Origin of the sequence: Cognataquiflexum aquatile (genome assembly GCF_003316845.1) — a bacterium.
GTDB lineage: Bacteria > Bacteroidota > Bacteroidia > Cytophagales > Cyclobacteriaceae > Cognataquiflexum > Cognataquiflexum aquatile.
Map to the genome: position 1 here is coordinate 476004 of NZ_QMIK01000004.1, position 26891 is coordinate 502894.

The window sequence follows — 26891 nt, forward strand, 5'->3', positions numbered from 1 at the left end:
TGCTATTCTTCTGAAGGTAAAAGTTTTGAGTTCTTATTTTCCAAAGAAAAAACAGCAGAAACAGGATAATGATCTGAATAATCGACCTCTGAATGGGTTTTGAAATCTAAAATACCCAAATCCTCATCATAAAAAATATTATCAATCCTTAGAAAGAAAAGGACCTTGTTGTAGGTAAAACCAAAACCTTTACCTGCTTTTTCAAAGCCATTTTCCATGATATTCCGCAGGGTAAAATAAGTATAACTGTAAGGAACGTCGTTGAAATCTCCGACCAGGATATTTTGATATGGACTGTTTTCCATATGCTCCATAAGTATTTCTAATTGGGAAGCACGTGCTACCTGACCTCTCTTTAGTTTTCTTAAAGTTTGCCGGTAATTTTCTTTGATTCCCTCAAAATCCCCTAACTCAGCGGATGGAATATTCATAGACTCCAAATGGGCATTATAGATTCTAATAGTGTCCTTTTCTACTTTGATATCTGCGAAAATTATTCCATTTGTGCTCCTCGAATCCAAAACAATACCTTCATTCACGATCGGGTGTTTGCTAAAAATAGCCATTCCAAAGGTGCTTGATTTGGGATTTCCTTGAATCACCTGGTAGAAATGATTGTATCCCGTTTCTTTCCCCAACTGTTTGATGGTGTTTCTAGAGGGAGTCGTGGGGTCCTGATAAAATTCCTGAAAACACTTGACATCTGAAGGGTTTTCTTTAAGCCATTGGATAAGGTTTTTCGAGTTGCTGTTTTTTGCATCTCCGTTTTTGTTATAGCTGAACATGTGGACATTGTAGCTCAATACGGAAAGGCCTTTTGAAGTTTCGGGCTCAGTTCTAAACTGAAAAGTCACCCCGACAAACTTCCACCCGATCACCAGCGCAATCAAAGGAAGTATGGCGAGTTTTCTTTTTGCTAATACAAGTGCTATGAAAAGGAAACCGTTGATGACGAGTAAAAGTGGTATCGTGAGTGTTGCAAGTCCGACGTAAGGAAAGTATTCAGGAGAAATGTAAACACTAAAAAACAAAGCCAATGAAACCAAAAAAAAGAAGGAAGTAAGGAATCTTATCATTGGTTAAAATAATTTGTCGCGAAAATATAAGGAATTCGATCCTGTTCCAAATGGAAATTGGGGGTAACCAAAGTAACGGCAAGGATTGTAAGCCGGTTTATTGGATACCCCCTTTTTTTTACTTAATTAGAATAAGTTCACTTTGTGGGTCCATCAAATACCTCGCCCCATCTTTGGTGACTACGGCTGTTTCTTCCACAGACATGGTTTTTGTTCCTGTTTCAGGTAGTTTCCAGGCATGGAAACCATCAAATGCGAATAGCATTCCTTCCTTCAAGGGTTTCATCGCAGCGGGCCTGACGGTGGGATCCGGAAGAAGTCCTCCTCCAAGATTTGGTCCGATGTCGTGTGCAACATAGCCTACAGGATGTCCGGTACTCCACATGACCGGTTCTGAACCACGCTCCGCCATCCAGTCTCTCTGTGCTTTATCCACTTGATATCCTAAGACACCGGGCCTCATGGCTTCCAGCGCAATCCTATTACCTCCGATGGAAGATTCAAAATAAAACTGTACAGAATCCGGAGCCTTTGTTTCCCCTTCCCTCAGCACATAGGCGAACCTTTGGATGTCCGAAACCCACATATCATATACCCGGATCCCAAAATCGGTTTGGATAACATCACCCGGCATGATGACTTTGTCTGTAGAGTGGGAGTGACCACGGTCTGGTCCTGAGTTGACGTTGGGATTCTGATCTGGTGACCATCCGTCTTTTACACCATACTCTTCCATTTTTTTCTTCAAAAATCTTGCTATATCAGCATCAGTACTTTTTCCGGGAATGACACTTGCATAGGCCTCGTATTGCCACTTGGAGGTAAGAATTGCTGCTTTGGTCATGATTTCAACTTCAGCAGGAAGTTTTACAGAAAGCCATTCATAGATCAGGTCATCGGCGGTTACCAATTTTGCCGCTTCAGATCCTAAAGCTTCCTCCAATGATTTTCTCTGAGTAAAGCTCAAGCCGTCTGCCAATTCATTCTCAAAAGAACTATTGATGGCAATTTTTTGAAATTGCTTTGTTTTGATATATTCAGAAGCATCGGCGATTGCCGAATTACCTCTTTGGACAGGAATCACTTCGTCATGTATTTTCAGATCTGCTAGGGCAGTTGCTTCTCCTATTGGGCAAAAAACAACTGATTTAACATTTTCCCCTTCGAGATAAAATAAAAACAAAGCCTGCCCGCCAGCATTCTCTCCCCCAATGTGGTGGGCGATCGGGTCATTGTTGTTTTCGCGGCAAAGAATGATCCAAGCATCTGTACCGGCGGTTTTCATTGCCGCAGGCAATAATTTTTGGATTCTTTCTTTCCGGATTTCAGGCCATGGACTAGGTCCTGAAAATGGATTGTCAAATGTTTCTGTCTTTGGTGATTCAGGTTGGCAAGAAATCAGAAAAAACAAACTGATGATTGCTAAATACGGGGAAATCAAATTTCTAATATTGTCTGACATGATTTTGAATTGGGATTTGGAATATGGTCTGGAAATTAGTCACACGACAAGAAAATAAAAAATCTTTTTTGATTCTATGGATTTTATTTGATTTGAGCTGGTTTTTTAAAATGCTTCATTCCGAATTGAACGCCTAGAAAGGTTTGACATTTCAGGTAATGGGTTTTGATTTGGTTTTGTTGAAAAAAAAATAATTATCTTCGAAGCGTAAAACTACAACTTTATGAAAAAATCAAACTTGTTCACCTTAGCTGTTTTCTCGGCTACAACTTTGTTTTTTGCAGGTTGCGGTGCAGAAAAAAGCACCGAGACCACTGCAACAGAAGAAGTCGCCACTGAAGAAAAACCTGCTTCGGAGGAAAGACCCAGTCCTTTAAGAACTTTGGAAGGAAATGTTGGGGCTTCAAAATTAATGATTCAATATGGCGCACCCTCCATTAAGGGAAGGGTTGTTTGGGGAGATTTGGTACCCTATAATGAAGTATGGAGGACAGGGGCCAATGAGGCTACTTATGTGGATTTCAGCACTGATGTGACAGTAGAAGGACAACCTTTGAAAGCAGGAAGATATTCTTTGTTTACCATTCCAAAGGCTTCAGGAGCTTGGACAGTCATTTTCAACTCTGAATGGAATCTTGAGCATGGGCATTTTCAATATAAAGAAGAAAATGATGTGCTTCGTGTAGAATCTACACCTGAGTGGGTGGAAGAAAGCCAAGAACAACTTTCTATCGCCATCGAGTCGCCGGGTATTGTGGTGAGATGGGAGAAATTAAAACTTCCTATTGCTATCCAGTAATTTTGGTTTCTTTAAAAAGACCCTGTAGAATATTTCACAGGGTCTTTTTTATTTTTTTCATTTTTTAAAATCACAATCAATCTGTTAATTTCAATATTCTCTTCTCAATCGTAACAGTATGAAATACATTGGTTTTCTCTTTGTTTTCTTGATTACCCTCGGATTGGCAATATCTCTTTCTCTTCAGTTTGGTTCTGTTCCACCTATTGGAAAGTTGCTGGATCCAAATCATGGATTCTGGCAAAATTCATACAGCGAGGACATGGATTTTGAGGAAGAGCTTGATCTCAAAAATCTTAGCAACAAGGTTAAGGTGATTTATGATGAGAATCTTATACCCCATATTTTTGCTGACAATGAGAAAGATTTGTATAGAGTTCAAGGTTACATCACGGCCAAACACAGGCTTTGGCAAATGGAATTCCAAACGATGGCTGCTGCAGGAAGGATTTCAGAAATTGTTGGTCCGATGGCCATAGAGTTGGACAGGATGACCAGAAGGAAAGGTCTCGCTTTTGCGGCCGAAACTTCCCTCCAATACATCCAAAAAGAACATCCTGATACTTATGAGTTGGTCGAGGCCTATGCTGATGGGGTAAATCAATACATAGAAAGTTTGAATGCCGCTGAGTTACCCATTGAATATAAAATTCTTGATTACAAACCGGAAACATGGAGCGCTTACAAATCATTGTTATTGCTGAAATACATGGCTGACATGTTGGTGGGAGATAGGGATTTGGAATATACCAATCTCAGGAATCAGATTGGTCAGGAGATGTTGGATAAGCTTTATCCTGATTTTCCTGAGGAAAATGATCCTGTCATAGAGGCAGAGAGGATTTGGGATTTTGTGCCTTTGGAAGTTTCAAAACCTGACAGTACCGGCTATCCCGATGCAGATATTTTTGTAAATACCATGCCACAACCTGTAGAGGGAATAGGCTCAAACAATTGGGCAGTATCCGGAGCAAAAACAAAGAGTGGAAACCCGATTTTGGCCAATGATCCTCACCTGAGCTTGAACTTGCCTTCTCTTTGGTATGTGATGCAACTTTCTACTTCGTCCCATAGCGTCAAAGGGGCGACCTTACCCGGCGCCTTGGGTATCATATCCGGCTTCAATCAGGATATAGCTTGGGGAGTTACCAATGCTACGAGAGATACAAGAGATTGGTACGCCATTCAGTTTAGAGACGAAAGCAGGACAGAATATTTATATGATGAAGTTTGGGTAAAAAGCACTTTCCGTATAGAGGAGATTAAAGTCAAAGGTCAGGGTTCCTTTATGGATACAGTAGTCTATACCCATCATGGTCCTGTGGTCTATGATAAAAATTTTAGGTCTGACCGCAAGGATGTTAATTTCTCTTTGAAATGGACTGCCCATTTGGAGTCAAATGAACAAAAAACATTCCTTTTGCTCAACAAAGGAAAGAATCACGTCGATTACATCAACGCATTGAATCATTATACTTCCCCTGCCCAAAACTTTGTTTTTGCCTCAAAAGATGGTGATATAGCGATGAAAGTTCAGGGAAGATTTCCACTGAAATGGGAAGGTCAAGGAAAGTTTTTGATGGATGGGAAAAACCCTGATTTTGAATGGAAAGGTTTTATTCCAAATGAGCATAATCCATCGACGCTGAATCCGGTTCGTGGATTTGTTTCCTCAGCCAACCAACACTCAGTCGATCCCTCTTATCCATATTATATGTTTGACCACAGTTTTGAACATTATCGGAACAGGAGATTGAATAACCGCCTGGAGGAAATGAGTCAAATTACTTCCAAAGATATGATGGCGCTCCAATTTGATAATTTTCATCTCCATGCGAGTGAAGCACTTCCCGTTATGCTGGACTTGTTGGATTCTACAGAAGTCAGCCGTTTGGATGATTTTGGAAATAAATACCTGAATCAGTTGAAGAAGTGGAATTTCAATGCATTTCCAAATCAGGAAGAGCCTACTTTATTTCATGTTTGGTGGGAAAAACTCCATCAAGGGATATGGTCAAAGTGGAAAATTGAAGGCCGGCCTATTGTATTGCCCAACAAATATCAGACAACGAAATTATTGCTGAATGAGCCTGAAAATGAGATTTTTGATAATCCTGAAACTACTGAGAAAGAAACTGCAAGATCCTTGGCGAGTTCCTCTTTCTCTGAAATGGTGGAGACAATGAAAGAAATAGAAAAAACGGAGAAGGATTATTCATGGGCAAATTATAAGAAAACTTCTGTTTTGCATCTCGTTCCCAATTTCAAATCATTCAGCCATATCAATGTCTATACAGGTGGGGGTGCCGGGATTTTGAATGCGACAAGCGAACGAAATGGAGCAAGTTGGAGGATGGTGGTAGAGATGGGAGAAGGAGGGGAAGCTTTTGGCATTTATCCCGGTGGCCAATCCGGCAATCCGGGAAGTAAATACTACGACAACCTGCTCAAAAAGTGGGCTAATGGTGAATATGTTGATGTTTCTTTAAAATCTGAGGAGAGTTTTTCAAATTCCCTTTTCACTACATTATTTAAAAATTGATTTATGAAAAAATCACTCTTGTTGTTTGTAATTGTGGTACTTATGGTTCTTTTGGTTGGTCCTTATGCCCCTTATTGGATTTTGATGATAGGCGTTGCCATCATTTCTTTTTTAGTAGGAGCAGGGAAGGTTTCATCATTTGTCAGTTCAGGACTTGGATTTGGTTTGACATGGATGGCGCTCTCTTTATTTATTTCAATTAAGACGGATTCAGAACTTCCAAAAAGAATGGCTGAACTGATGGGCTTGGAGAATGATAACCTTCTTTTGTTTGGAACAGCATTATTGGGGTTTTTAATCGGAGGATTCAGTGGATTGACAGGGTCGATGCTTAGGAAGCTCTTCGAAAGAAAAAATTGATTTTCGGTCTTAATTAGAAATAATCTCTGGTTTAATTTCAGTGCTATCTTTACTTTAAGTCCTATTATTTTTGAATTAATATTCCAAAGTCAAAAAAACTGAAAATATTTTGCTTTTACTTCCTATACGAGTACTTTTGTTGCTCGTTTGGTGCAGATCACTTTTATGTTAGATTATCTCATTACATCTAAGACCCGCTTAAAACTTTTGGTTAAGTTTTTTAGTAATGCCCAAAATCAGGGGCATTTGAGAGGTCTTGCAGATGAATTTGGAGAATCAACCAATTCGATCCGAAAAGAGCTTAATCATTTGTCAGAAGCTGGTTTTTTATTGAAAGTTGCAGATAAAAACAGGATTGAATATCAAGCAAATACACACCATCCTTTGTTTTCAAATTTGCAGGACATCATTCGGAATTACCTCGGTTTTGATCGCTTGTTGGAGGCAGTTTTGGAAAGAATGGGAGAAGTGAATGAAGTTATATTGACGGGTGATTATGCTCAAGGTATTGATTCGGGTACAATTGAAGTTATAATAAAAGGTGACTCATTGAATGAAAGTTACCTTGAGCACCTGACAGGAAGGATTGAGGAATTGATAGACAGAAAAGTAATATTCTGTATCAATAAGGAAATCAACCCTAAAGACTCCCTGACGCTGTATAAGAGGTAATTTTCACCTCGAAAGTAGCTCAAATGATACTTTTTGTTTCTAAGCACATTAAAAAATGTGACTGAAAGGGCGAAGCTGTGTCATCCAAAATGAGTTTAGGTCAAGTTTTTGTTAATATTCTGAATAGTTTGAATTATTTTTCGGGGTAATTATTAAATAATGAAAAAATTGAATTCAGGAATTGAGATAACCAAATCCTTTGTTTTTCCGAACAAGGGCTAATATTTTCAAAATGAACAAAAGAAACAACAATCAAATTTCAGTTATAAGGCTTTTTTTTACGGGTTTATTTTTAGTCGTTTTGGCAATATCTTCTTTTGGCCAATCTGTTGCAGATATCCAAAACATTAAGGTGGATGAATTGTCGGATGCCCAATTGGAGCAGCTAATTAAGCGAGCCGAAACCTCAGGGATGACCGAACAACAGCTTGAGGCAATGGCTAGAGAAAGAGGGATGCCGGCTACGGAAGTTGCCAAACTGAGACAAAGAATAAATAAGTTAAGAAAAAAAGGAAAAGATTCCCAAAGTAATGCCTCTACTTCACAGGAGGTCGAAGGGAGGGAATGGATTCAATCTGAGGAAGAATTGCTTGAGGAAGAAGTTGAATATACTGAGGAGGAAGAAAAAATATTTGGATTTACATTATTCAGAAACAAGAACCTCAATTTTACCCCAAACCTAAATATCCCAACTCCGCAAAATTATATTCTAGGAGCCGGTGATCAGCTTTTGATTGATATTTATGGAGCATCTCAATTCGAATATGATTTGAATATCAATAACGATGGGTTGGTTTTTATTCCCAATGTTGGACCGGTAAATTTGGCAGGATTGACGGTTGAGGCGGCAACTTCAAGATTAAAAAATTCAATGGGGAATATTTATTCCGGGTTGAGAGGGTCTTCTCCTAATACATTTATGCAGTTAAGGGTAGGGAATATAAGGTCCATCCAAGTTTCACTTGTAGGAGAGGTATTCACACCTGGAAGTTATACACTTTCTTCTTTTGCATCTGTCTTCAATGCCCTTTATGCAGCTGGTGGTATCAAACCTGATGGCTCTTTTCGAAACGTCAGAGTTTATCGTAACAGTAAAATGGTGGCAGAGTTAGATATTTATGACTTTTTGGTCAATGGAAACCAATCTTCTAACATCAGGCTTGAATACAATGATGTTATTTTGATCCCACCTGTTGAAAAAAGAGTTGAAATCACCGGCCCGCTTAGGAGACCGGGGTTATTTGAAATGAAGCATGATGAAAATCTTCAAGATCTTATCAAATTTTCAGGAGGATTCTCAAGCAACGCATACTCAAATCTGGGAACAGTTGTAAGGACGACAGACAATGAGTTTAAGGTTGAAAATATAGAGAGTCAAAATTTTGGAGAATTTATTCCAAAAGATGGCGACAAGTTTATTTTTGGAGAACTTTTAGACAGGTTTGAAAACAGGGTTCAGGTTTCCGGAGCCTTGGTAAGATCAGGAACTTATGCCTTAGAGGAAGGCATGGGAGTCAAAGATTTGATTAATAAAGCTGGAGGTTTAAGGGCTGATGCTTTTATGAATAGGGCTGCCCTTTACCGAACGAGGGAAGACTTTTCCCTGGAAATGGTAACAGTTAATTTAAGTGAAATTGTTAATGGTACTGCAGAGGATATAGCATTAAAAAGAGAAGATGTATTGTATATTCCAAGCATTTATGATCTTAGGGAAGAGTTCTACGTTGTCATAGGTGGAGAAATTAATAGACCTGGAACATATGCTTTTGCTGAAAATATGAGTGTTTCCGATTTGGTATTTAGAGCCGGGGGCCTAAAGGAATCTGCTACATCGTCCCAAATAGAAATAGCAAGAAGAGTAAAAGATGACGTTTCAGGTAAGTTGGCAGAGATCATACATATTGATATTGACAAGGACTTAAAGATTTTGGGTGAGGATTCAAATTTTGTTTTGACACCTTTTGATAATGTTACAGTTCGAAGGAGTTCAGGATTTCAGAGAAGCCGTTTTGTGAGTGTAGAAGGGGAAGTGCTTTTTCCCGGAGAATTTGCCATAGCACATGCCAATGAAAGAATTTCTGATTTATTAAGAAGAGCAGGCGGTTTAAACCAATTTGCATATCCAAAAGGTGCCACCTTGATTAGGCGAAATGAGTTTTTTGAAGGCCCTAGCGAGGAGGAAATCAAATCAACCAATTTGATGGAAGTAAAAAGGAATTTTCAAATGATCAAAAGGGATACAACCGAAGCTGAAAAGATTTTATTAAACAGAATAGACCAAAAAATAGAAGAAAAGGGTGGTGTGGTGTCGAATAAATCTGGAGGACTTTTGATTGACGATTTCAGAAAAGAAACCATTGAGGATTTGGTTTCGGAAAATGACACCGTGCCGCAAGAAGTGGTTAAAACCCAAGACATGATTGGGATTGACCTAGTTTCAATCATAAACAATCCTGGAAGTCCGTTTGATTTGATAATTCAAGAGGGCGACGTTTTAAGTATCCCGAAATTATTGCAAACAGTAAGAATGAGAGGTGAAGTGTTGTTTCCTACAACGGCACGTTATGAAGAGACCTTTGGTTTTAAATCTTATATTTCAAGAGCGGGGGGGTTTACGGATAAATCCAGAAAAAAACGTTCCTATGTGGTATATGCAAATGGTGATGTAAGAAGAACATCAGGTTTTCTTTTCTTCAAAGTATATCCCAAGATTGAGCCAGGCTCGGAAATAATTGTTCCTTCAAAGAAAGACAAAGAACCAATGTCTATACAGGGATGGCTAGCCATAACAACCACATTAACTACCTTAGTTCTATTAATAAACCAAATGACTCAATGATTTGATTTGGAAAGCAAATCCCTTTTTAATTTAAAATACAAAAAAAAATATTTGAATTGCTTTTTTATGTATTTATAATTTATTTCATTTGCATTGTCTAAGAATGAATATATCTGATTCAAAATTAAAAGTTAATCAAATCATTAATATAACTTACAAAATAAATCTATCTCGATAGAATTATCTGCCGATAAACTCAATGGCAACATAGAATAATTCAACAATTTATTAACCATAAAATTTTTAAAAAATGAAAATTACAGTAGTAGGTACAGGATACGTCGGTTTGGTATCCGGGGCATGTTTTTCTGAAGTAGGCATTGAAGTTGTCTGCGTTGACATTGACCAAAAAAAGATTGAAAACCTTAAAAACGGTATCATGCCCATTTATGAACCTGGTTTAGAGGAAATCGTGAAAAGAAATTTTGCAAGCGGAAGGCTCCAATTTTCCACTAACCTTGGTGAAGCTATTAAGGATTCCAAAGTAGCCTTTATCGCAGTTGGAACACCTCCAGGTGAAGATGGTTCTGCAGATCTTAAATATGTATTGGCAGTGGCTGATGAAATTGGCCGTACCATGACAGACTATATCGTAGTAGCAACCAAAAGCACGGTGCCGGTCACAACTGGAGAAAAAGTAAGGGCGGCAATCAAAGCAGCTTTGGAAAAAAGAGGCTCTGATCTTCCTTTTGCAGTGGCATCTAATCCTGAGTTTCTCAAAGAAGGTGCAGCTGTCGACGATTTCATGAAACCGGATAGGATTGTCATCGGCGTAGATGACGAAAGGGCTGAGGAAATTATGAAAAGACTATATAAGCCCTTTCAGCTCAATGGTGACAGAATTATTTATATGGACATCCCTTCTGCAGAGATGACCAAATATGCTGCTAATGCTATGCTTGCCACAAAGATTTCTTTTATGAATGATATTGCTAATCTCTGCGAACTCGTAGGAGCAAATGCAAACATGGTAAGAAAAGGAATCGGTTCTGACCCAAGGATTGGGACAAGGTTCATTTATCCGGGAGTAGGTTATGGTGGTTCTTGCTTTCCAAAAGATGTGAAGGCCATTATTAAGACCGGAAAAAAGTATGGCTATGACCTAAGGGTTTTACAATCTGTAGAAGACGTTAACGATGATCAGAAGTATGTTTTGGTCAAAAAAATAAAGAAACATTTCGGTGATGACCTGAGTAGTAAAACTTTTGCCATGTGGGGCTTAAGTTTCAAACCCAATACAGATGATATGAGGGAATCTCCTTCTATTGTGATCATTGACGAATTGATTGCAGCCGGTGCAAAAGTGAAGGCATACGACCCAATCGCAATGAAAGAAGCGCAGCATATTTATATCGGGGACAAAATTACTTACGCAAAAGATGCTTATGATGCTCTGGTGGATGCAGATGCTCTTCTTCTAGTCACAGAATGGTCTGAATTTAGAATTCCAAGCTGGTCTGCTGTGGGAAAACTTCTTCATAACAAAGTGGTCTTTGACGGTAGAAATATCTATGAAAAAGAATACCTGTCCGAACTTGGGTTTACACATTACGGAATTGGTATTTAATGGTAATTGGGGTGCTTGATTTGTCCATAAATCCTTCCACCCCATATTTTTTCAAAAAATTCAATATTTTATTCTTAATATTTTATTAGATACCTAATCATGTTAAAATCATTAAAAGATTCAAAAATTGCCGTTATAGGGCTTGGATATGTGGGCTTACCTTTGGCAGTTGCATTTGCTGAAAAATTTCAAGCCATTGGTTTTGATATCGATCCAAAAAGAGTTGATGAATTGCAAAAAGGATTCGATAGAACTTTAGAAGTTGAAGACAAGGACCTTCAGAAAGTCTTAGCAAAAAACCCGGTAGCGCTTGAGGAAAAAGGAAAAGGCTTGCTTGTAACAGATGCAGTAATGCCTATTTCATCATGTAATATATTCATTGTAACAGTTCCAACACCGACTGATAAACACAATAAACCTGTCCTGACTCCCATGCTTAAAGCTTCGGAGACAATTGGTAAGGTATTAAAAAAGGGCGATGTCGTTATTTATGAATCCACTGTTTATCCCGGAGTGACAGAGGACGAATGTGTACCAGTTCTTGAAAAATTTTCTGGATTAAAATTCAATGTGGATTTTTTTGCAGGCTATTCCCCTGAACGTATCAATCCTGGTGATAAAGAACACACGGTCACCAAGATACTTAAGGTAACATCAGGAAGCAATGAGGAGGTGGCTGAATATGTTGATCAGCTTTATCGAGCTGTCATTATCGCAGGAACCCATAAGGCGTCTTCCATTAAAGTAGCAGAAGCCGCAAAAGTAATCGAGAATTCCCAAAGGGATATCAATATTGCCTTTGTCAATGAGTTGTCCAAAATTTTCAATTTATTGGGGATAGATACCCATGAGGTATTGGCAGCTGCAGGTACGAAATGGAATTTTTTGCCATTCAAACCGGGATTGGTTGGTGGGCATTGTATCGGTGTAGATCCATTTTATCTCGCCCAAAAGGCTCAGGAAGTTGGTTACCATCCTGAGATTATCCTTGCAGGTAGGAGATTAAACGATTCCATGGGTAAACATGTAGCTACTGAAGTAATCAAATTGATGATGAGAAAAAATCTCAAAGTCATTGATTCTAAAGTTCTGATTCTTGGTTTCACTTTTAAGGAAGATTGTCCGGATGTAAGAAATACAAGGGTGATTGATATTTATAATGAGTTGAAGTCTTTTGATATGGATGTAGATGTCTATGATCCTTGGGCAGATGCCAAGGAAGTCAAACACGAATATGGAGTAGATATTCTTAATGCGGAAAATAAACCAAATTTAGATGAGTACTCTGCGGTGATTTTGGCTGTTGCCCATAAGGAGTTTAAGCAAATACTTATCCAAAAGTCAGAGAATCAGGTAGTCTATGACGTTAAGGGAATTCTAGAGAAATCGAAAGTAGATGCCAGATTATAAAATGCTTCGGTTATGAGAGAAGCTAAAATCATAGAGAATAAAAAAGTCCTAGTTACCGGAGGTGCAGGATTTATTGGGTCCAATCTTGTGGATGTACTCCTTGAACAAGGAAATGAAGTTGTTTGTCTGGATAATTTTGCCACGGGAAAAAGGGAAAACCTTCAAATAGCCTTTCAAAATGAAAAATTCAAATTGATCGAAGGTGACATTAGGAATTTTGAGGATTGTAACGCCGCCGTTCAAGGTTGTGAGTATGTCTTACATCAGGCTGCATTGGGATCTGTTCCAAGATCAATTGCAGACCCAATGACCACCACAGATGTCAATATTGGTGGATTTGTCAAAATGCTTTTTGCAGCCAAAGAAGCAGGAGTCAAAAGATTTGTATATGCTGCAAGTTCATCCACTTATGGAGATCATGCCGCATTACCAAAAGTAGAACACATCATCGGAAATGCCCTTTCTCCCTATGCCATAACAAAATATGTTGATGAGCTTTTCGCCAAGAACTTCTCTGATATTTATGGGATAGAAACAGTGGGGCTCAGGTACTTTAACGTTTTTGGAAGAAGACAGGATCCAAATGGCGCCTATGCAGCAGTGATTCCAAAATTCGTTTCAGAATTTATGGCGCACAATAGTCCTATTATTAATGGGGATGGCAGCTACTCCAGAGATTTTACTTATATCGATAATGTGATTCTGGCTAATCAGTTGGCAGCAATTACACCGACCGCTGATTTTAAAGAGAGGTTAAAAAATTATTCAGAAGGCATAGGAAAAACTTATAACCACGAGAGTACGATTTCCGAGGTTTTCAATGTAGCATTTGGAGAAAGGACCACTTTAAAGGAATTGGTTGAGATATTGAAAGGGACCTTGTCAAAATTCGATCCCGAGATTAATGATGTCAAAATTTCATACGGTCCAAATAGGGGAGGAGATATCCCTCATTCGTTGGCCTCTATTGAAAAGGCCAATAAAATTTTGGGTTATCAACCCAAGTATGATATCGAGTCGGGATTAACAGAAGCGACTAATTGGTACTGGAAATATTTAGGATAATTTATACCGAGAAATATTCGTAGTTCAATATTCCTTAGCCAAAAAATGAAATTATCCAATTATTTTACCACAACATCGCCTAAATTATGAATAATTCCATTCGTTTTCTCATCTAAAGTTTAACAGAAAACCAACGAAATTTTCATTTTTTTTAGATTTATTGGTTTTAATTTTTGAACAATTGAAAGTCCATTTCCAAATAGGAAGTAATCCCAAATTCTAAATTTCAAATTAAATGGAAGATCAAATTCAAATTCTTGCTTTTGTGAAAAAAATTTGGTCAAAACGAAGAATTGTAATGTTATCAACAATGATTTCATTAGTTTTTGGTTTTTTCTTTGTTTTTTCAATTCCTAATGAATTTACTGCGACAAGCACATTTATTCCCCAATCTTCTGATTCAAAAAGTGGGATTGGTTCATTGGGCGGAATTGCTTCCCTTGCGGGAATAAATCTAGGTGATTTGAGTTCTAGTTCTGATATTCCCCCTTCTTTATATCCTAAACTAGTATCTTCAGTGAAATTTAAAAAAGCCATTATAAATTCTAAATTAAAAGTAACTGAGTTAAATAAAGAAGTAACATATGGTGAATATTTTGAGGAAATTTATAAGCCTGGAATATTAGTAAAAGTAAGAAAATACACTATTGGATTACCTGATTTATTAATTGGTTCGATTTTAACACAAATTAGAGGTATGCAAGATACCCTTGAAGGTATCAGTTATGAAAATCTGACACCATTATCAGAAACTGATATTAGCCATTTTAAAAGAATTGATTCTCAACTTTCCATTTTTTCGAATAAAAAAGAAGGATTTGTACAACTTTCATATAAAATGCCGGATCCAATTCTGGCAGCTCAAATGGCTTTATTTGTTGAAAATTTACTTCAAAAAGAATTGATAGAATTTAAAATCAAAAACGCAGAATTTCAGCTCAAGTATACTGAGAAGAGATATAATGAAAAAAAAAAGGAATTTGAATCGATACAAAACAGACTTTCAGATTTTAGAGATCGAAATCAAAATATTTCCACAGCTTATGCAAATAATCAATTAGAGGTTTTAGAAGCTGAATATAATTTCGCATTTAATATTTACAATGAGCTTGCAAAACAGTTAGAACAATCCAAATTGCAAGTAAGTAAAGACACACCTGTTTTTTCAATAATTCAGCCAGTTTCTATTCCGTCTGAAAAGTCAGCACCAAATAGAATAAATATACTTATTGCTATAACACTTTTAGGGTTTACTATTTCTGTAGCATATATTTTTGGTATTGAGTACTTTTCTAAAGTTAAAAGTCAATGGGAAAATTTGATTTGATCCATTCATTTAATTTCATTAATGTAAATTTTGGCAATTGATTGATGGAAACAACTGGTAAATTTATTTCGCTTGTTAAAGACCTTTTCATAAATAAGGAATTAATTTCTTTACATGAACCCATTTTTATTGGAAATGAGAGGAAATATCTACTTGATGCTATTGATTCAACTTTTGTTTCTTCTGTGGGTCAATATGTGAATAGATTTGAAGAAATGATCGCTCGTATTTCAGGGTCAAAATATGCAGTAGCAACCGTAAATGGTACTGCAGCTCTTCATACTGCACTTTTGGTTTCAGGCGTAAAAAGAGGAGATATTGTTATTTCCCAAGCTCTTACTTTTGTAGCAACCTGCAATGCCATAAGTTACATTGGGGCCTCAAATGTATTTGTTGATGTGGATATTGAAACTTTAGGGATGTCACCGGACTCACTTTTAAAGTGGCTTGAAAAAAACACTATTTTTAAGACTAATCCTGACACAGGATTAAAATCATCCTACTATAAAAATACTAATCAAAGAATATCAGCAATTGTACCGATGCATACTTTTGGGCATTCGTGTAGAATTGACAAAATATCTGATATAGCTTCTGAATATCACATTCCTTTAATAGAAGATGCAGCAGAATCTATAGGGTCCTATTTCAAAGGGAAACATACTGGAAGCTTTGGCAAAGTTGGTGTTTTCAGTTTCAATGGAAATAAGACAGTTACATCTGGTGGTGGTGGTGCAATCGTCACCGATGATGAACAAATTGCCAAACTAGCTAAGCATTTAACAACACAAGCAAAGGTTCCCCACCAATGGGACTTTTTCCATGATAGTATAGGTTACAATTATAGAATGCCCAATTTGAATGCTGCATTGGCATGTGCCCAATTGGAACAGTTAGATTTATATGTAAAAAATAAAAGAGAACTTGCCGACATTTATTTGGATTTTTTTAGACAAACAGAGGATATTAAATTTGTTGTTGAACCCATGCATAATGAGTCAAATTACTGGCTTTGCTCGATCAGGCTAAAAGATAAAACTGAAAGAGATAAGTTTTTGAAAGAAACCAATGAGAATTCTGTAATGACGCGACCGGCATGGACACTGATGTCCGAATTACCTATGTTTCGGAACTCTGTTCATGATGGTTTACCAAGTAGTATTGAGATAGCTCAAACCCTAGTCAATATTCCAAGTGGGGTAAGGTTGTAGTATAATTGAAATTATTTGATAAATAATAATGGAGAAAGTTCTAATTATTGCCGAAGCAGGTGTCAACCATAATGGTGACTTTGAGAAAGCCAAAGAGCTAATAAAAGTAGCTGCAGATTCAGGAGCTGACTTTGTGAAATTTCAAACTTTTAAAGCTGAAAAACTTGTAAGCAAATCAGCCAAAAAAGCCCAATACCAAGAGCTCAATTTAAAGGATGCAGATAATTCTCAATTTTCAATGTTAAAAAAACTCGAGATTCCGGAAGAATGGTATTTAAATTTGATAAATTATTCAAAAAGTTTGAGCATTAAATTTTTATCTACAGGATTTGATGAAGAAAGCATTGATTTTTTAGAAACCTTTGAACCGGAACTATATAAACTGCCATCAGGTGAAATCACGAATAAGCTATTGATACAACATATAGCCCAAAAAGGAAAGCCCATAATTCTTTCCACAGGGATGGCTTATATGAAGGAGATTGAAGATGCCATCAACGTGATTGAGAATGAAGGATTGGATAGAAGCTATATTACTGTTTTGCATTGTAATACCGAATACCCTACCCCTATGGAAGATGTAAATTTAAAAGCCATGCTTCATATAGAAAGAGAGTTGGGGGTAAAAATTGGCTATTCTGATCATACTTTGGGCATTGAGGTTCCTATTGCTGCTGTGGCACTTGGGGCTAGAGTCATTGAAAAACATTTTACTTTGGACAAATCTTTACCGGGCCCGGACCATAAAGCTTCATTGGAGCCGATAGAATTGAAAAATATGGTCAGTGCCATTAGAAATATCGAATTAGCTATTTTTGGCAGTGGAATTAAGGAGCCAAGTGAAAGTGAAATTAAAAACAAGATATTAGGGCGAAAAAGTTTATATGCTTCCAAGGAAATTGAGGTAGGTGAATTTATAAAGAAAGAAGACATCATTGCTCTCAGGCCTGGCGATGGTATTTCTCCAATGGATTATGAAAAAGTAGTTGGTAAAAAAACCAAAGAAAGATTTTCTAAATTTGAAAAGATTACTTTAGATAAAATAATATGATAATTAAACATTTTACTTTCAAGGATATAGAAATTTTTTTACCAAAAGAAAAAGAGATAGTTGGTAATACAGACTTAATCAGGTTTAACCATGTCGCCTCAGCAGAAAATATTGATTCTGATTCGCTTGATTGGATTAATTCGACAAGACTTGGAAAAGAAGAAATTTTAAAGAAAACTCCTGCAAAGGTTGTAATATGTGATAAAGGAGTTGTTATCTCACCAGAAATCCAGATTTTAAAATGTGTTATAAAAGTAGATAATCCTAAACTTACATTTTCTCGAGTTGTAAATGGATTATTTCGAAAAGAACAAAAAGTTGAAATTCATCCTTCAGCTTTTATCAGTTCTAGTGCTAAGATTGGGAATAATGTTTCCATTGGTCCATTTACTTTTATAGGCGATTGTGAAATAGGGGATGGCACTACTATTGGAAGTAATTGTAGTATAAAAGATAGTGTATTTATTGGTCAGAATGTTTATATCGATTCAAATACAGTAATTGGTTCAGAAGGGTTTGGTTATATTAAAAATGAGGATAGTGTTTTTGAAAAATTTCCTCATATTTCCGGAGTGATAATTAAAGATAATGTTGAAATAGGCTCGAATACAAGTATTGATAGGGGATCTTTAAAACCCACAATAATTGAAGAAGGAGTTAAAATTGATAATTTAGTCCATATAGCTCATAATGTCTTAATTGGCCGAAATTCTGCTATCATTGCTAATGCTATGATTGCCGGAAGCACACGAATAGGGGAAAATTGCTGGATTGCTCCATCAAGCTCAATTTTGGAACACCTGGTTATTGGAAATAATGTGACCGTGGGAGTTGGTGCTGTTGTAACCAAAAATATTCCTGACAATGAAGTTTGGACAGGATCTCCGGCTAGACCAATAAAGGATTTTGTCAAAATTCAACAAAAATTGAAAGAGGCATTATGAAAATATTGTCTTTTACATCAATTAGATCAGATTATGATTTGCTCTTTGATTTATACAAGCTTTTAGATGATGATTCCGACGTTGATTTTCGACTTTTTGTTAGTGGAGCACATCTTTCAAGTTCCTATGGCAAGTCCATTGACAATATAAAACAAGACGGTTTTAATATTTTAGCAGAAGTAGAAACATTAATTGATGGTGATTCAGTTAGTTCAAGAGTTAAATCAGCAAGTATTTTTTTTCAAAACTCCATTGACATTGTTAATTTTTTTCAGCCTGATTTAATATTGTTTGTTGGGGATCGTGAGGATGCAATTGTAATTCCAATTATAGCATCATACCTTAAGATTCCAACCATCCATTTTTATGGTGGAGATCATGTAACTGATGGAAATGTTGATAATCCTATTAGGCATGCAGCTTCAAAACTAGCCTCTGTACATTTTGTTACTTTGCCTGAGCACAAGAGCAGATTAATAAGAATGGGCGAAGAAGAGTCTAGGATTCATGTTATTGGAAATATATCATTGGATAAGATTGTTTCATTCAATCCAATTAGTGTTTCAGAGTTAGGAAAGCACTTTAGAATAGTTAGCTTTCCCACGAACTTTGCGGTACTTATTTTTCATCCTATACTTTCTGATTTAGAAAATTCAATTAATGATTTCAGGTCAATTTTAGAGGCATTAAACAAATTAGAAATCACCGTATTTTGCGGATATCCAAATACAGATTCGGGAAACCGTCAAATAATTGATGAAATAGAAAGAAATAGGGAGCGACCTAGATTTATTGCATATAAGAATTTATCTCGAGAGTTGTTTTTAACCCTTTTCTATTATAGTTCCTTTGTAATTGGGAACTCATCATCCGGAATTCTTGAAGCAGCAAGCTTAAAAAAGCCGGTGATAAATGTTGGGTTGAGGCAAATGGGAAGATACGCAGACGGAAATGTTCAATTTTGCGAGGGTAATGTTGATTCAGTAATTTCTGCAATAAATTTAGCAACTAGCGATTCCTATAGATCGCATATTGCAAATGTAAAAAATTCATATGGGGATGGAAAAAGTGCGAATAAAGCTTATAACCTCATTAAATCAATAAAATTTAATGACTTAGTATATAAAACCTTTGATCCCTTGAAGTGATGAAAAATGTAATTGTAATTTCAGCCCATCCTGATGATGAAACTTTAGGTGTTGGTGGTACCCTATTAAAGCATAAGGAGATAGGAGATAAACTTTTTTGGATCATTGCTACCAAAATTTCTGAGGATGAAGGTTTTTCAAAGGAGAGAGTAAATTCTCGCCAAGATGAAATTGAAAAAGTAAGTAGAAGATTTGGGTTTGAAGAGGTGTTTTTTCTTAATTATTCTACCATGAGTTTAAGTAGTTCTTCAGTAGTTGGACTTGTCCCTAGACTTTCTAAAATATTTCAGGAGATTAAACCTGAAATTTTATTTTCTTTGAATCGATCTGATGCTCATTCAGACCACAGATATTTATCAGATGCTGTGATGGCATGTACTAAATCTTTTCGTTATCCTTTTTTGAAAAAGGTATTAATGTATGAATGTCTATCAGAAACAGAATTTGCCCCTGCTTTTCCTGAGAAAGTCTTCTTACCTAATTATTTTGTTGATATAAGTGAATTTCTTGAAAAAAAAATTGAAATAATGCGAATATATTCCTCAGAATTAGGAGACCATCCTTTTCCACGAAGTGAGAGAAATATAAGAGCCTTAGCTACTTATCGTGGGGCAGTAGCAGGCTGCGAATACGCTGAAGCTTTTCAGATTGTGAAAATTATTGATTAAAAACACCAAGAAGTGAGAAATTTTTCAGAACATCTCTTAAATATTGATCAGAGTGTAAGAGTTGCGCTTAAAAGGCTGGATGAACTTGCTGCAGATGCTATCATCTTCTTGATAGATGAGGACAATCGGTTAATAGGTTCTTTAACCGATGGTGATTTAAGACGAGGGTTTTTAAGGGGTCTTGGGTTTGAAGATCATCTAAACAAATTTATCCAGCCAAATCCTAAATTTATAAACAAAGAAAAATATGATTTAAAATCAGTTATCGAATTAAGGGAGAGGTATTTTGTAGTCTTACCTGTAGTTGATTCAGATAATAAAGTAGTTAATGTAGTTAATTTTCGTCATCAATCATCTTATCTTCCCGTAGATGCCTTAATTATGGCGGGAGGTAGGGGAGAAAGATTAAGGCCACTCACTGATCACATACCTAAGCCCCTACTAAAGGTTGGAGAAAAACCAATCCTTGAAATGAATATAGATAGGCTTTTGAAGTTCGGAGTTGATGATATTTGGATTTCTGTTAAATATCTTGGAGACCAAATCCAGGATTATTTTAAGAATGGAAGTGATAAAAGTATTCATATTCAGTATGTTAGAGAAGAAAAGCCTTTAGGTACGGCTGGGGCGTTAGCATTGGTAGAAAATTTTGTTCATGATTACATTTTATTAATGAATTCTGATCTATTGACTAATATTAATCTTGAAGATTTTTTTGTATTTTTTAAAGAAAATGAAGCTGATTTTGCGGTCGCTTGCATTCCTTACCAGGTTAACATTCCTTATGCAGTAATGGAGACAAGAGGCCATTTTGTTGTCGGGCTAAAAGAAAAACCAACCTATACCCATTACTCCAATGCTGGAATATATTTGATGAAAAAGGAAATTATAAATAAAATTCCAAAGAATGAGTTTTATAATGCTACGGATTTAATGGATCAACTAATTCAAATTGGAAAAAAAGTTGTTGCATATCCATTAATGGGGTATTGGTTAGATATTGGTAAGCATGAGGATTACAAGAAAGCCCAAGAAGATATTAAACATATAAATTTCAAATGAAAATACTTGTTACTATTTGTGCTCGAGGCGGGTCAAAGGGAATTCCGGGTAAAAATATATTGCCTTTAAACAATAAACCTTTATTACATTACACTTTAGAAACAGCTTTTGCATTTTGTGAAAAATATGGAGCGGATTTGCAAATCAGTACCGATAGTCAAGAGATTTTAGATTGTGCTGGTTTGAAGGGATACCGTACAGCATATAAAAGGCCTGAAGAATTAGCAACTGATCAAGCTGGAAAAATGGATTCAATCAGACAGGCATGGGTGTTTGCTGAATCGAATTTCGGAAAAAATTATGATTATGTTTTGGATTTAGATGTTACATCGCCATTACGAAATTTGCGAGATTTGGAATCAGCCTTAGAAATTCTAATTAACTTTCCGAATGCGTTAAATATTTTTTCGGTTAACAAAGCATCTAGAAATCCATATTTCAATATGGTTGAAGAGAGTGGTGATGGGTTTGTAAAAGTGGTAAAAGATTTTGGTGAGTTAAAATCGCGGCAAGAGGCACCAATAGTTTATGATATGAATGCTTCTTTTTACATTTTTACAAGAGAATATATGAAGGGCAATTTTTTTATCAGTACAACTGAAAGATCATTGGCATATGTAATGCCTCATATTTGTTTTGATATAGATGAACCAATTGATTTCAAAATAATGGAATTGTTGATGAAAGATGGTTCCTTAGGCTTTAAATTATGAAAGTTCTGATAGTTGGATTGGGGTCCATTGCCCAAAAACATATTTTTGCTTTAAATTCAATTGATCCTTCTTTTAAATGTTTTGCACTTCGATCCGCCAAGAATTCGGTAAGATTTGATAGTGTGATTGACATTTCTTCAAGAAATGATATACCAGAGGATATAGATTTTTTTATTATTTCAAATCCGACCTCTGAACATGCTAATTCCATATTAGATTTATTGCCGTTTGGAAAACCATTGTTTATTGAAAAACCTGTAATGATGAATCTGGATCATGCCAGTTCAATTGAAAACCAAATTTCGAAAGGTGGTACAACAACCTATGTTGCCTGTAATTTAAGGTTTCATCCTATAATAAAGATTTTAAAGTCAGAATTGGAAAAAAGGAGACCCATTGAATTTAATGTTTATTGTGGCTCTTTCCTTCCTTCTTGGAGACCCAACCAGGATTATACAAAAAATTATAGTGCTATCAAATCATTAGGAGGAGGGGTTCATCTGGATCTTATTCATGAAATTGATTACACCATATTTTTATTAGGAAAACCTGAAAAACTGATTTTAGCGTATTCTGACAAAAAATCAAGCTTAAATATTGATACCCAAGATATAGCCCATTATGTTATGGACTACCCTGATACATCCGTTTTTATAACTTTAAATTACTATCGAAAATTTCCTAAAAGGACCATAGAGTTAGTATGGGAGGATGATGTTTGGGTAGCCGACTTGCTTTCCAACACTATTGTTTCTAGTAATTTAGGCGAATTTTATCAAGCGCAATATTCCATTCAATCTACCTATTTGGAGCAAATGAAATATTTTACAGAATGTTTAAAAAACGATATTAAACCAATGAACAGCTTCGAAGAAAGTATTGATATATTAAAAATAGCACTGGATGAATACTAGTTTTAAACCACTAAGTAACAAAACAATTGTTGTCACAGGAGGAAATGGTCTTTTGGGGAAAGCATTTATTGAGGATATCAAAAATAAGGGCGGCATTGGAATCAGCTTGGATATTTCCCATCCGACAAATTTTGAATTAAACCAAATTCATGCTGACGTCACTACTGAAAATTCAATTTCAAAAGTTATAAATGAAATTTCCCAACAATATGGTAATATAGATGGGTGGGTAAACAATGCCTATCCAAGGACAAAAGATTGGGGGACGGATTTTTTAAACCTAACAGAGGAATCTCTAAAAACCAATGTTGACCTACAAATGAATTCTTATATTTTGTGTTGTAAAGAAATTATCAAGCACATGCTTGACAATAAAGTGAAGGGAAGCATTGTGAATATTGCCTCAATTTATGGGATTGTAGGAAATGATTTCACCATATATGAAGGAACTGATATGAAAATACCTGCTCCATATAGTGCTATAAAAGGTGGAGTCATCAATTTTTCCCGTTTTTTGGCAAGTAGGTTTGGTGCAGATGAAATCAGGATTAATGCAGTTTCGCCTGGGGGTATTTTTGACAACCAACCACCTTCCTTTGTTAAGGAATATGAAAGAAAGGTTCCAATGAAAAGAATGGGTAATCCAAATGATATTGCTCCCGCTGTTAGTTTCCTTTTATCAGATCAGGCAGGATATATTACAGGGCAGAATTTGGCGGTAGATGGTGGTTGGACTTCGATTTAAAGGGTTAAAAAATGTTCATTAGTGATTTGATTAATAAAATTAGCTTTGATAAAAAAGCAGATAGACTAGGGCCTGATATTCCATTTACCCATTGGCTTCTATTTTTTAAAAAATCTATGTTAAAGCTTTGCAAAAAAAAATTCAAGCATTTTAGTGATACAGCTGAGTTTAGGCCTGGCGCTTATGCGATATGTTGTTCCAAAATTGGAATTGGTAATAGGGTTGTGATCAGGCCGGGGTCTATGTTGTTTGCTACGCCCGGTGAAAATGGAGCGGGAATAACAATTCATGATGAAGTTTTGATTGGTTCAGGGGTTCATTTTTATACGTCTAATCATTCATTTAAAAACAAAGATATTTCAATAATAGAGCAAGGCCATGATGCGTCCAAGGAAGTTGTCTTGGAAAAAGGTTGTTGGATAGGTGCCAATGCAATCATTTTGCCGGGTGTAACAATAGGTCAGAACTCCGTTATTGGAGCAGGTTCAATAGTTACCAAATCAATACCTGCAGGGGTGGTTGCAGCCGGAAATCCAGCTAGGGTGATAAAAAAAATAGAAGAAAATGAAGGTTAAAAAAGTAGTATATGTTAGGTATTTCCGCTTAACAAAAGCTATATATAGGGATTTTTATTTTGAAGAATTGATACAGAATGAAATTCAAGTGGAATATCTAGACGTCACGGATATATTTTTTAAATCTGACTTTTCATCCAATTTATTTGATTTTAAAGGAACTGTAAGAATTTCATCCTATAAGGAACTTGAAGCATACTTGAAAAGACAATTCAATGATAATACATTATATATATCCATAATGACCTTTGATTCAATGGTTTTTAAATTGTTTAGAATGTTTACTAAGCACAACCTTGAATTAGGTGTATTTGCTAGAGGGGTATTTCCAAATATTTCTATGGATTTTGATAAATCCAAAATTTTAAGAAAAATAAAAACTTTAAGTTTTATAAATGTCAGGCAACTAATTGCAAATAAATTTACAGTGTTAGCCAAGAAATTTAGATTTATCAAAACGTATGATATCATTTTTAAAGCAGGAGATTTGGGATATTATGGGCTTGGAATTGGGAGTAATGTAGACATAATCAATTCAAAAACAATAGAGATAAATACTGTAGATTACGATCTTTTTTTAGTACAAAAAAAAAAATCCTCCAATTACAAAGAGGAATTCATTGTATTTTTGGATCAATATTTACCCTATCATCCTGATGCTCATTATTTTAAAATAAAAACAGTTAAACCAGAACCCTATTTTGAGGAAGTAAATGGATTTTTTGAACGATTGGAATTAGAAACAGGCAAGAAAGTAATCATTGCAGCACATCCCAAAGCTGACCTTTACAGAGAGCTTAATCCTTATAATAAAAGGACTATTTTTTTTAACCAATCAAATGAATTAGTGAAAGATGCTTTTCTTGTATTAACTCATGCCAGTACAGCTTTATGTTTTCCCATTTGTTACCAAAAAAAAATCATTTTGTTGGAAAGCGATTACATAAATAATGTTTTACCCCAATTTACAATACTGGCGAAAGCTATTTCGCAAGCTTGTGGAGCACCAATAATTGCAATGGATAAAGATTGTTCTATCCGAATTCCTGATAAGATTGATTTTGAAAAGTATGAAGATTTTAAGTATAAATATTTAACCTCTAAAGAAAGTGAGAATAAATATTCGAAAGATATTTTTATCGATTTTATTAGTAATAGTTTCTTAGTAAATAACTGATGAATCAATTTATAAAAATATATTTCTGGCAATTTATTTCCATACTTTTTAATTTTGCTGCTATATTTATTGTTACTCCTTTCCTTTCTTCTAATCAAGCTATATATGGAATTTACACGCTTGTCATTGCGGCGTATATTTTTATGGCCTATGCAGATTTCGGATTTTTAGGAGCAGGTATGAAATTTGCTTCTGAAAGTTATGCTCGTCAAGATCTAAAGCAAGAAATTAGAATAATTGGATTTACCGGATTTATATTTTTAGCATTTGTGGTTTTTTATGCTTTAGGGATATTTTTTCTTTCATTCAATCCCGAGATTCTTGTAAAGAGTTTGGATAGCAATTTTGAGAAATCAATCGCTAGAAATCTCCTATTAATCTTAGCATTATTTTGTCCGGTTTTTGTAATGCAAAGAATTATTCAAATAATCTTTGCAGTTCGATTACGAGATTATATTTTTCAACGGATTTTCATTATTTCAAATGCAATAAAAATAATTTTTGCTGTTGTTTTTTTTAGTAATGATAACTACCCGATTGTAGAATATTTTCTTTTTTCTCAAATGTGTACCCTGACAGCCGTTATTTTAGGACTATACATCATAAAAAAGAAATTTGGTTATGATTATAACCTATTTTTCAGATCCTTTAAATTTTCGAAAGAGATTTTTGAAAAAACTAGGAAGCTTGCCTTTGTTTCAATTTTCCTTACTTTTTGTTGGGTTCTATTCTATGAATTAGATCCCTTTGTAATTTCACATCTTTTAGGTGTTAAATATTTAGCGATTTTTGCAATTGGTTTTTCCCTAATGGAGTATTGTAGATCAGTATTTGGAATTGTTTTCGGACCATTCACTGCAAAATTTAATCATTATATTGGTTTAGAAGATCTTGAAGGTTTGCATGTGTTTTTCAATAAAGTATTGATTTTAGCTTTACCATTGACTGTTTTTCCGGTTTTGGCTGTTTTTAATACAATGGAATATTTTATATTAATTTGGGTTGGAGATCAATATATTGCTTCCATCCCAATTGCACAGGTATTAGTTTTGAGTTTTGTGTTGAGTTTTTTGACTTCTCCTTCAGGAATTTTAATAATGGCTTATGAGCGTGCAAAGCTTCTTTACCTTACAAGTGCCATATTGCCAACTATTTATTGGTTGGGGGTTTTAGTTTCATTTAAATATATTGGTTTGCAAGCCTTTGCAAATTTTAAATTGTTAGCTTTTCTCATAGTTGGTATAGTTTATCTAAAAATTATTGTAAAACTATTAGGTGAAAAATTTTGGATTTTTTTATGGAAATTAATTTCTCCTGCATTGATTCCAATATTGTTTATTTTCACGGTAACATCTTTTACCAAATCATTTCTCCCGATAGAAAAGAATTTGATTAACCTGTTGATTTATCTTACTTATAATGGATTAATAATTTGTTTTTCTTTTATTATCTATTACTATTTTTCCCTTGAATATAGAAAGAGTGTAAACCTTATTATTAGTCCGATTTATAATAAAGTGAATAAACAAAATAAGATTAAAACATAAAATGGTGATTCTGTATT

The 26891-nt window shown here is 35.4% G+C and carries 23 protein-coding genes; 21 read left to right on the forward strand and 2 right to left on the reverse strand.

The genetic code is table 11. The features are described 5' to 3' along the window. Nucleotides 1–2: 2 nt before the first annotated feature. On the reverse strand, nucleotides 3–1076 hold the full coding sequence (locus tag DQW11_RS13580; RefSeq protein WP_113924608.1) for an endonuclease/exonuclease/phosphatase family protein: 1074 nt from the start codon (nucleotides 1074–1076) through the stop codon (nucleotides 3–5). A 118-nt stretch (nucleotides 1077–1194) separates the two neighbouring features. After that, nucleotides 1195–2538, reverse strand: coding sequence for a M24 family metallopeptidase (locus DQW11_RS13585; protein ID WP_113924609.1), 1344 nt, complete (start codon nucleotides 2536–2538; stop codon nucleotides 1195–1197). Between the two features lie 223 nt (nucleotides 2539–2761). Between DQW11_RS13585 and DQW11_RS13590 the strand changes: the two genes are divergently transcribed. From DQW11_RS13590 to DQW11_RS13690, 21 genes are all read left to right on the forward strand, one after another. Beyond that, the gene (locus tag DQW11_RS13590; RefSeq protein ID WP_113924610.1) at nucleotides 2762–3337 is read left to right on the forward strand and encodes a DUF2911 domain-containing protein; all 576 of its coding nucleotides are present in this window, start codon (nucleotides 2762–2764) and stop codon (nucleotides 3335–3337) included. Between the two features lie 118 nt (nucleotides 3338–3455). Further along, the gene (locus tag DQW11_RS13595) at nucleotides 3456–5879 is read left to right on the forward strand and encodes a penicillin acylase family protein (protein WP_113924611.1); all 2424 of its coding nucleotides are present in this window, start codon (nucleotides 3456–3458) and stop codon (nucleotides 5877–5879) included. Between the two features lie 3 nt (nucleotides 5880–5882). Next, nucleotides 5883–6239 carry a hypothetical protein gene (locus tag DQW11_RS13600; protein ID WP_113924612.1) on the forward strand — a complete coding sequence of 119 codons (357 nt, stop codon included), beginning with the start codon at nucleotides 5883–5885 and terminating at the stop codon, nucleotides 6237–6239. Nucleotides 6240–6404: 165 nt separating this feature from the next. Beyond that, entirely contained in the window at nucleotides 6405–6911 is a 507-nt protein-coding gene (locus tag DQW11_RS13605) for an ArsR family transcriptional regulator (RefSeq protein ID WP_113924613.1), read from the forward strand. 232 nt (nucleotides 6912–7143) lie between these two features. Then, a complete protein-coding gene (locus DQW11_RS13610) occupies nucleotides 7144–9750 on the forward strand; it encodes an SLBB domain-containing protein (RefSeq protein ID WP_113924614.1) in 2607 nt (868 codons plus the stop codon). Nucleotides 9751–10000: 250 nt separating this feature from the next. Further along, nucleotides 10001–11317 (forward strand): UDP-glucose dehydrogenase family protein, encoded by a 1317-nt coding sequence (locus DQW11_RS13615; protein ID WP_113924615.1) that lies wholly within the window; start codon nucleotides 10001–10003, stop codon nucleotides 11315–11317. 99 nt (nucleotides 11318–11416) lie between these two features. Next, nucleotides 11417–12727 (forward strand): nucleotide sugar dehydrogenase, encoded by a 1311-nt coding sequence (locus DQW11_RS13620; RefSeq protein ID WP_113924616.1) that lies wholly within the window; start codon nucleotides 11417–11419, stop codon nucleotides 12725–12727. A gap of 12 nt (nucleotides 12728–12739) precedes the next feature. After that, nucleotides 12740–13792 (forward strand): SDR family oxidoreductase, encoded by a 1053-nt coding sequence (locus DQW11_RS13625; RefSeq protein WP_113924617.1) that lies wholly within the window; start codon nucleotides 12740–12742, stop codon nucleotides 13790–13792. 235 nt (nucleotides 13793–14027) lie between these two features. Continuing rightward, the gene (locus DQW11_RS13630) at nucleotides 14028–15119 is read left to right on the forward strand and encodes a GumC domain-containing protein (RefSeq protein WP_113924618.1); all 1092 of its coding nucleotides are present in this window, start codon (nucleotides 14028–14030) and stop codon (nucleotides 15117–15119) included. Between the two features lie 44 nt (nucleotides 15120–15163). Next, nucleotides 15164–16330, forward strand: coding sequence for a LegC family aminotransferase (locus DQW11_RS13635; RefSeq protein WP_113924619.1), 1167 nt, complete (start codon nucleotides 15164–15166; stop codon nucleotides 16328–16330). Nucleotides 16331–16358: 28 nt separating this feature from the next. Continuing rightward, nucleotides 16359–17381, forward strand: a complete 1023-nt coding sequence (neuB, locus tag DQW11_RS13640; protein ID WP_113924620.1) for an N-acetylneuraminate synthase — start codon at nucleotides 16359–16361, stop codon at nucleotides 17379–17381. Continuing rightward, nucleotides 17378–18325, forward strand: coding sequence for a UDP-3-O-(3-hydroxymyristoyl)glucosamine N-acyltransferase (lpxD, locus tag DQW11_RS13645; protein WP_113924621.1), 948 nt, complete (start codon nucleotides 17378–17380; stop codon nucleotides 18323–18325). The genes neuB and lpxD overlap by 4 nt, the downstream gene beginning before the upstream one ends. Next, nucleotides 18322–19473 carry a UDP-N-acetylglucosamine 2-epimerase gene (gene neuC / locus DQW11_RS13650; RefSeq protein ID WP_113924622.1) on the forward strand — a complete coding sequence of 384 codons (1152 nt, stop codon included), beginning with the start codon at nucleotides 18322–18324 and terminating at the stop codon, nucleotides 19471–19473. The genes lpxD and neuC overlap by 4 nt, the downstream gene beginning before the upstream one ends. Then, nucleotides 19473–20141, forward strand: a complete 669-nt coding sequence (locus DQW11_RS13655; protein ID WP_198669899.1) for a PIG-L deacetylase family protein — start codon at nucleotides 19473–19475, stop codon at nucleotides 20139–20141. Before neuC ends, DQW11_RS13655 begins: the two co-directional genes overlap by 1 nt. A 12-nt stretch (nucleotides 20142–20153) precedes the next feature. Further along, entirely contained in the window at nucleotides 20154–21203 is a 1050-nt protein-coding gene (locus DQW11_RS13660) for a nucleotidyltransferase family protein (protein ID WP_113924624.1), read from the forward strand. Continuing rightward, nucleotides 21200–21916 carry an acylneuraminate cytidylyltransferase family protein gene (locus tag DQW11_RS13665; protein ID WP_113924625.1) on the forward strand — a complete coding sequence of 239 codons (717 nt, stop codon included), beginning with the start codon at nucleotides 21200–21202 and terminating at the stop codon, nucleotides 21914–21916. The genes DQW11_RS13660 and DQW11_RS13665 overlap by 4 nt, the downstream gene beginning before the upstream one ends. Further along, nucleotides 21913–22830: a Gfo/Idh/MocA family protein gene (locus tag DQW11_RS13670; RefSeq protein ID WP_113924626.1), complete on the forward strand. Its 918-nt coding sequence runs from the start codon at nucleotides 21913–21915 to the stop codon at nucleotides 22828–22830. The genes DQW11_RS13665 and DQW11_RS13670 overlap by 4 nt, the downstream gene beginning before the upstream one ends. After that, complete coding sequence (locus DQW11_RS13675) at nucleotides 22820–23575, forward strand: SDR family oxidoreductase (protein WP_113924627.1); 756 nt, start codon at nucleotides 22820–22822, stop codon at nucleotides 23573–23575. Before DQW11_RS13670 ends, DQW11_RS13675 begins: the two co-directional genes overlap by 11 nt. An 11-nt stretch (nucleotides 23576–23586) precedes the next feature. Further along, a complete protein-coding gene (locus DQW11_RS22575) occupies nucleotides 23587–24150 on the forward strand; it encodes an acyltransferase (RefSeq protein ID WP_113924628.1) in 564 nt (187 codons plus the stop codon). Beyond that, nucleotides 24140–25327 carry a hypothetical protein gene (locus DQW11_RS13685; protein ID WP_113924629.1) on the forward strand — a complete coding sequence of 396 codons (1188 nt, stop codon included), beginning with the start codon at nucleotides 24140–24142 and terminating at the stop codon, nucleotides 25325–25327. The genes DQW11_RS22575 and DQW11_RS13685 overlap by 11 nt, the downstream gene beginning before the upstream one ends. Next, nucleotides 25327–26874: a lipopolysaccharide biosynthesis protein gene (locus DQW11_RS13690; RefSeq protein WP_113924630.1), complete on the forward strand. Its 1548-nt coding sequence runs from the start codon at nucleotides 25327–25329 to the stop codon at nucleotides 26872–26874. The genes DQW11_RS13685 and DQW11_RS13690 overlap by 1 nt, the downstream gene beginning before the upstream one ends. Nucleotides 26875–26891: the final 17 nt, after the last annotated feature.

Excerpts from the sequence above, each read along its gene's own strand:
- DQW11_RS13595 (WP_113924611.1), top strand. The coding sequence starts at position 3,456 with ATGAAATACATTGGTTTTCTCTTTGTTTTCTTGATTACCCTCGGATTG.
- DQW11_RS13610 (WP_113924614.1), top strand. The coding sequence starts at position 7,144 with ATGAACAAAAGAAACAACAATCAAATTTCAGTTATAAGGCTTTTTTTT.
- DQW11_RS13685 (WP_113924629.1), top strand. The coding sequence starts at position 24,140 with ATGAAGGTTAAAAAAGTAGTATATGTTAGGTATTTCCGCTTAACAAAA.
- DQW11_RS13630 (WP_113924618.1), top strand. The coding sequence starts at position 14,028 with ATGGAAGATCAAATTCAAATTCTTGCTTTTGTGAAAAAAATTTGGTCA.
- DQW11_RS13690 (WP_113924630.1), top strand. The coding sequence starts at position 25,327 with ATGAATCAATTTATAAAAATATATTTCTGGCAATTTATTTCCATACTT.
- DQW11_RS22575 (WP_113924628.1), top strand. The coding sequence starts at position 23,587 with ATGTTCATTAGTGATTTGATTAATAAAATTAGCTTTGATAAAAAAGCA.
- DQW11_RS13615 (WP_113924615.1), top strand. The coding sequence starts at position 10,001 with ATGAAAATTACAGTAGTAGGTACAGGATACGTCGGTTTGGTATCCGGG.
- DQW11_RS13635 (WP_113924619.1), top strand. The coding sequence starts at position 15,164 with ATGGAAACAACTGGTAAATTTATTTCGCTTGTTAAAGACCTTTTCATA.
- DQW11_RS13675 (WP_113924627.1), top strand. The coding sequence starts at position 22,820 with ATGAATACTAGTTTTAAACCACTAAGTAACAAAACAATTGTTGTCACA.
- DQW11_RS13605 (WP_113924613.1), top strand. The coding sequence starts at position 6,405 with ATGTTAGATTATCTCATTACATCTAAGACCCGCTTAAAACTTTTGGTT.
- DQW11_RS13655 (WP_198669899.1), top strand. The coding sequence starts at position 19,473 with ATGAAAAATGTAATTGTAATTTCAGCCCATCCTGATGATGAAACTTTA.
- DQW11_RS13620 (WP_113924616.1), top strand. The coding sequence starts at position 11,417 with ATGTTAAAATCATTAAAAGATTCAAAAATTGCCGTTATAGGGCTTGGA.
- DQW11_RS13670 (WP_113924626.1), top strand. The coding sequence starts at position 21,913 with ATGAAAGTTCTGATAGTTGGATTGGGGTCCATTGCCCAAAAACATATT.
- lpxD (WP_113924621.1), top strand. The coding sequence starts at position 17,378 with ATGATAATTAAACATTTTACTTTCAAGGATATAGAAATTTTTTTACCA.
- DQW11_RS13580 (WP_113924608.1), bottom strand. The coding sequence starts at position 1,076 with ATGATAAGATTCCTTACTTCCTTCTTTTTTTTGGTTTCATTGGCTTTG.
- DQW11_RS13600 (WP_113924612.1), top strand. The coding sequence starts at position 5,883 with ATGAAAAAATCACTCTTGTTGTTTGTAATTGTGGTACTTATGGTTCTT.
- DQW11_RS13585 (WP_113924609.1), bottom strand. The coding sequence starts at position 2,538 with ATGTCAGACAATATTAGAAATTTGATTTCCCCGTATTTAGCAATCATC.
- neuB (WP_113924620.1), top strand. The coding sequence starts at position 16,359 with ATGGAGAAAGTTCTAATTATTGCCGAAGCAGGTGTCAACCATAATGGT.
- DQW11_RS13665 (WP_113924625.1), top strand. The coding sequence starts at position 21,200 with ATGAAAATACTTGTTACTATTTGTGCTCGAGGCGGGTCAAAGGGAATT.
- DQW11_RS13590 (WP_113924610.1), top strand. The coding sequence starts at position 2,762 with ATGAAAAAATCAAACTTGTTCACCTTAGCTGTTTTCTCGGCTACAACT.
- DQW11_RS13625 (WP_113924617.1), top strand. The coding sequence starts at position 12,740 with ATGAGAGAAGCTAAAATCATAGAGAATAAAAAAGTCCTAGTTACCGGA.
- neuC (WP_113924622.1), top strand. The coding sequence starts at position 18,322 with ATGAAAATATTGTCTTTTACATCAATTAGATCAGATTATGATTTGCTC.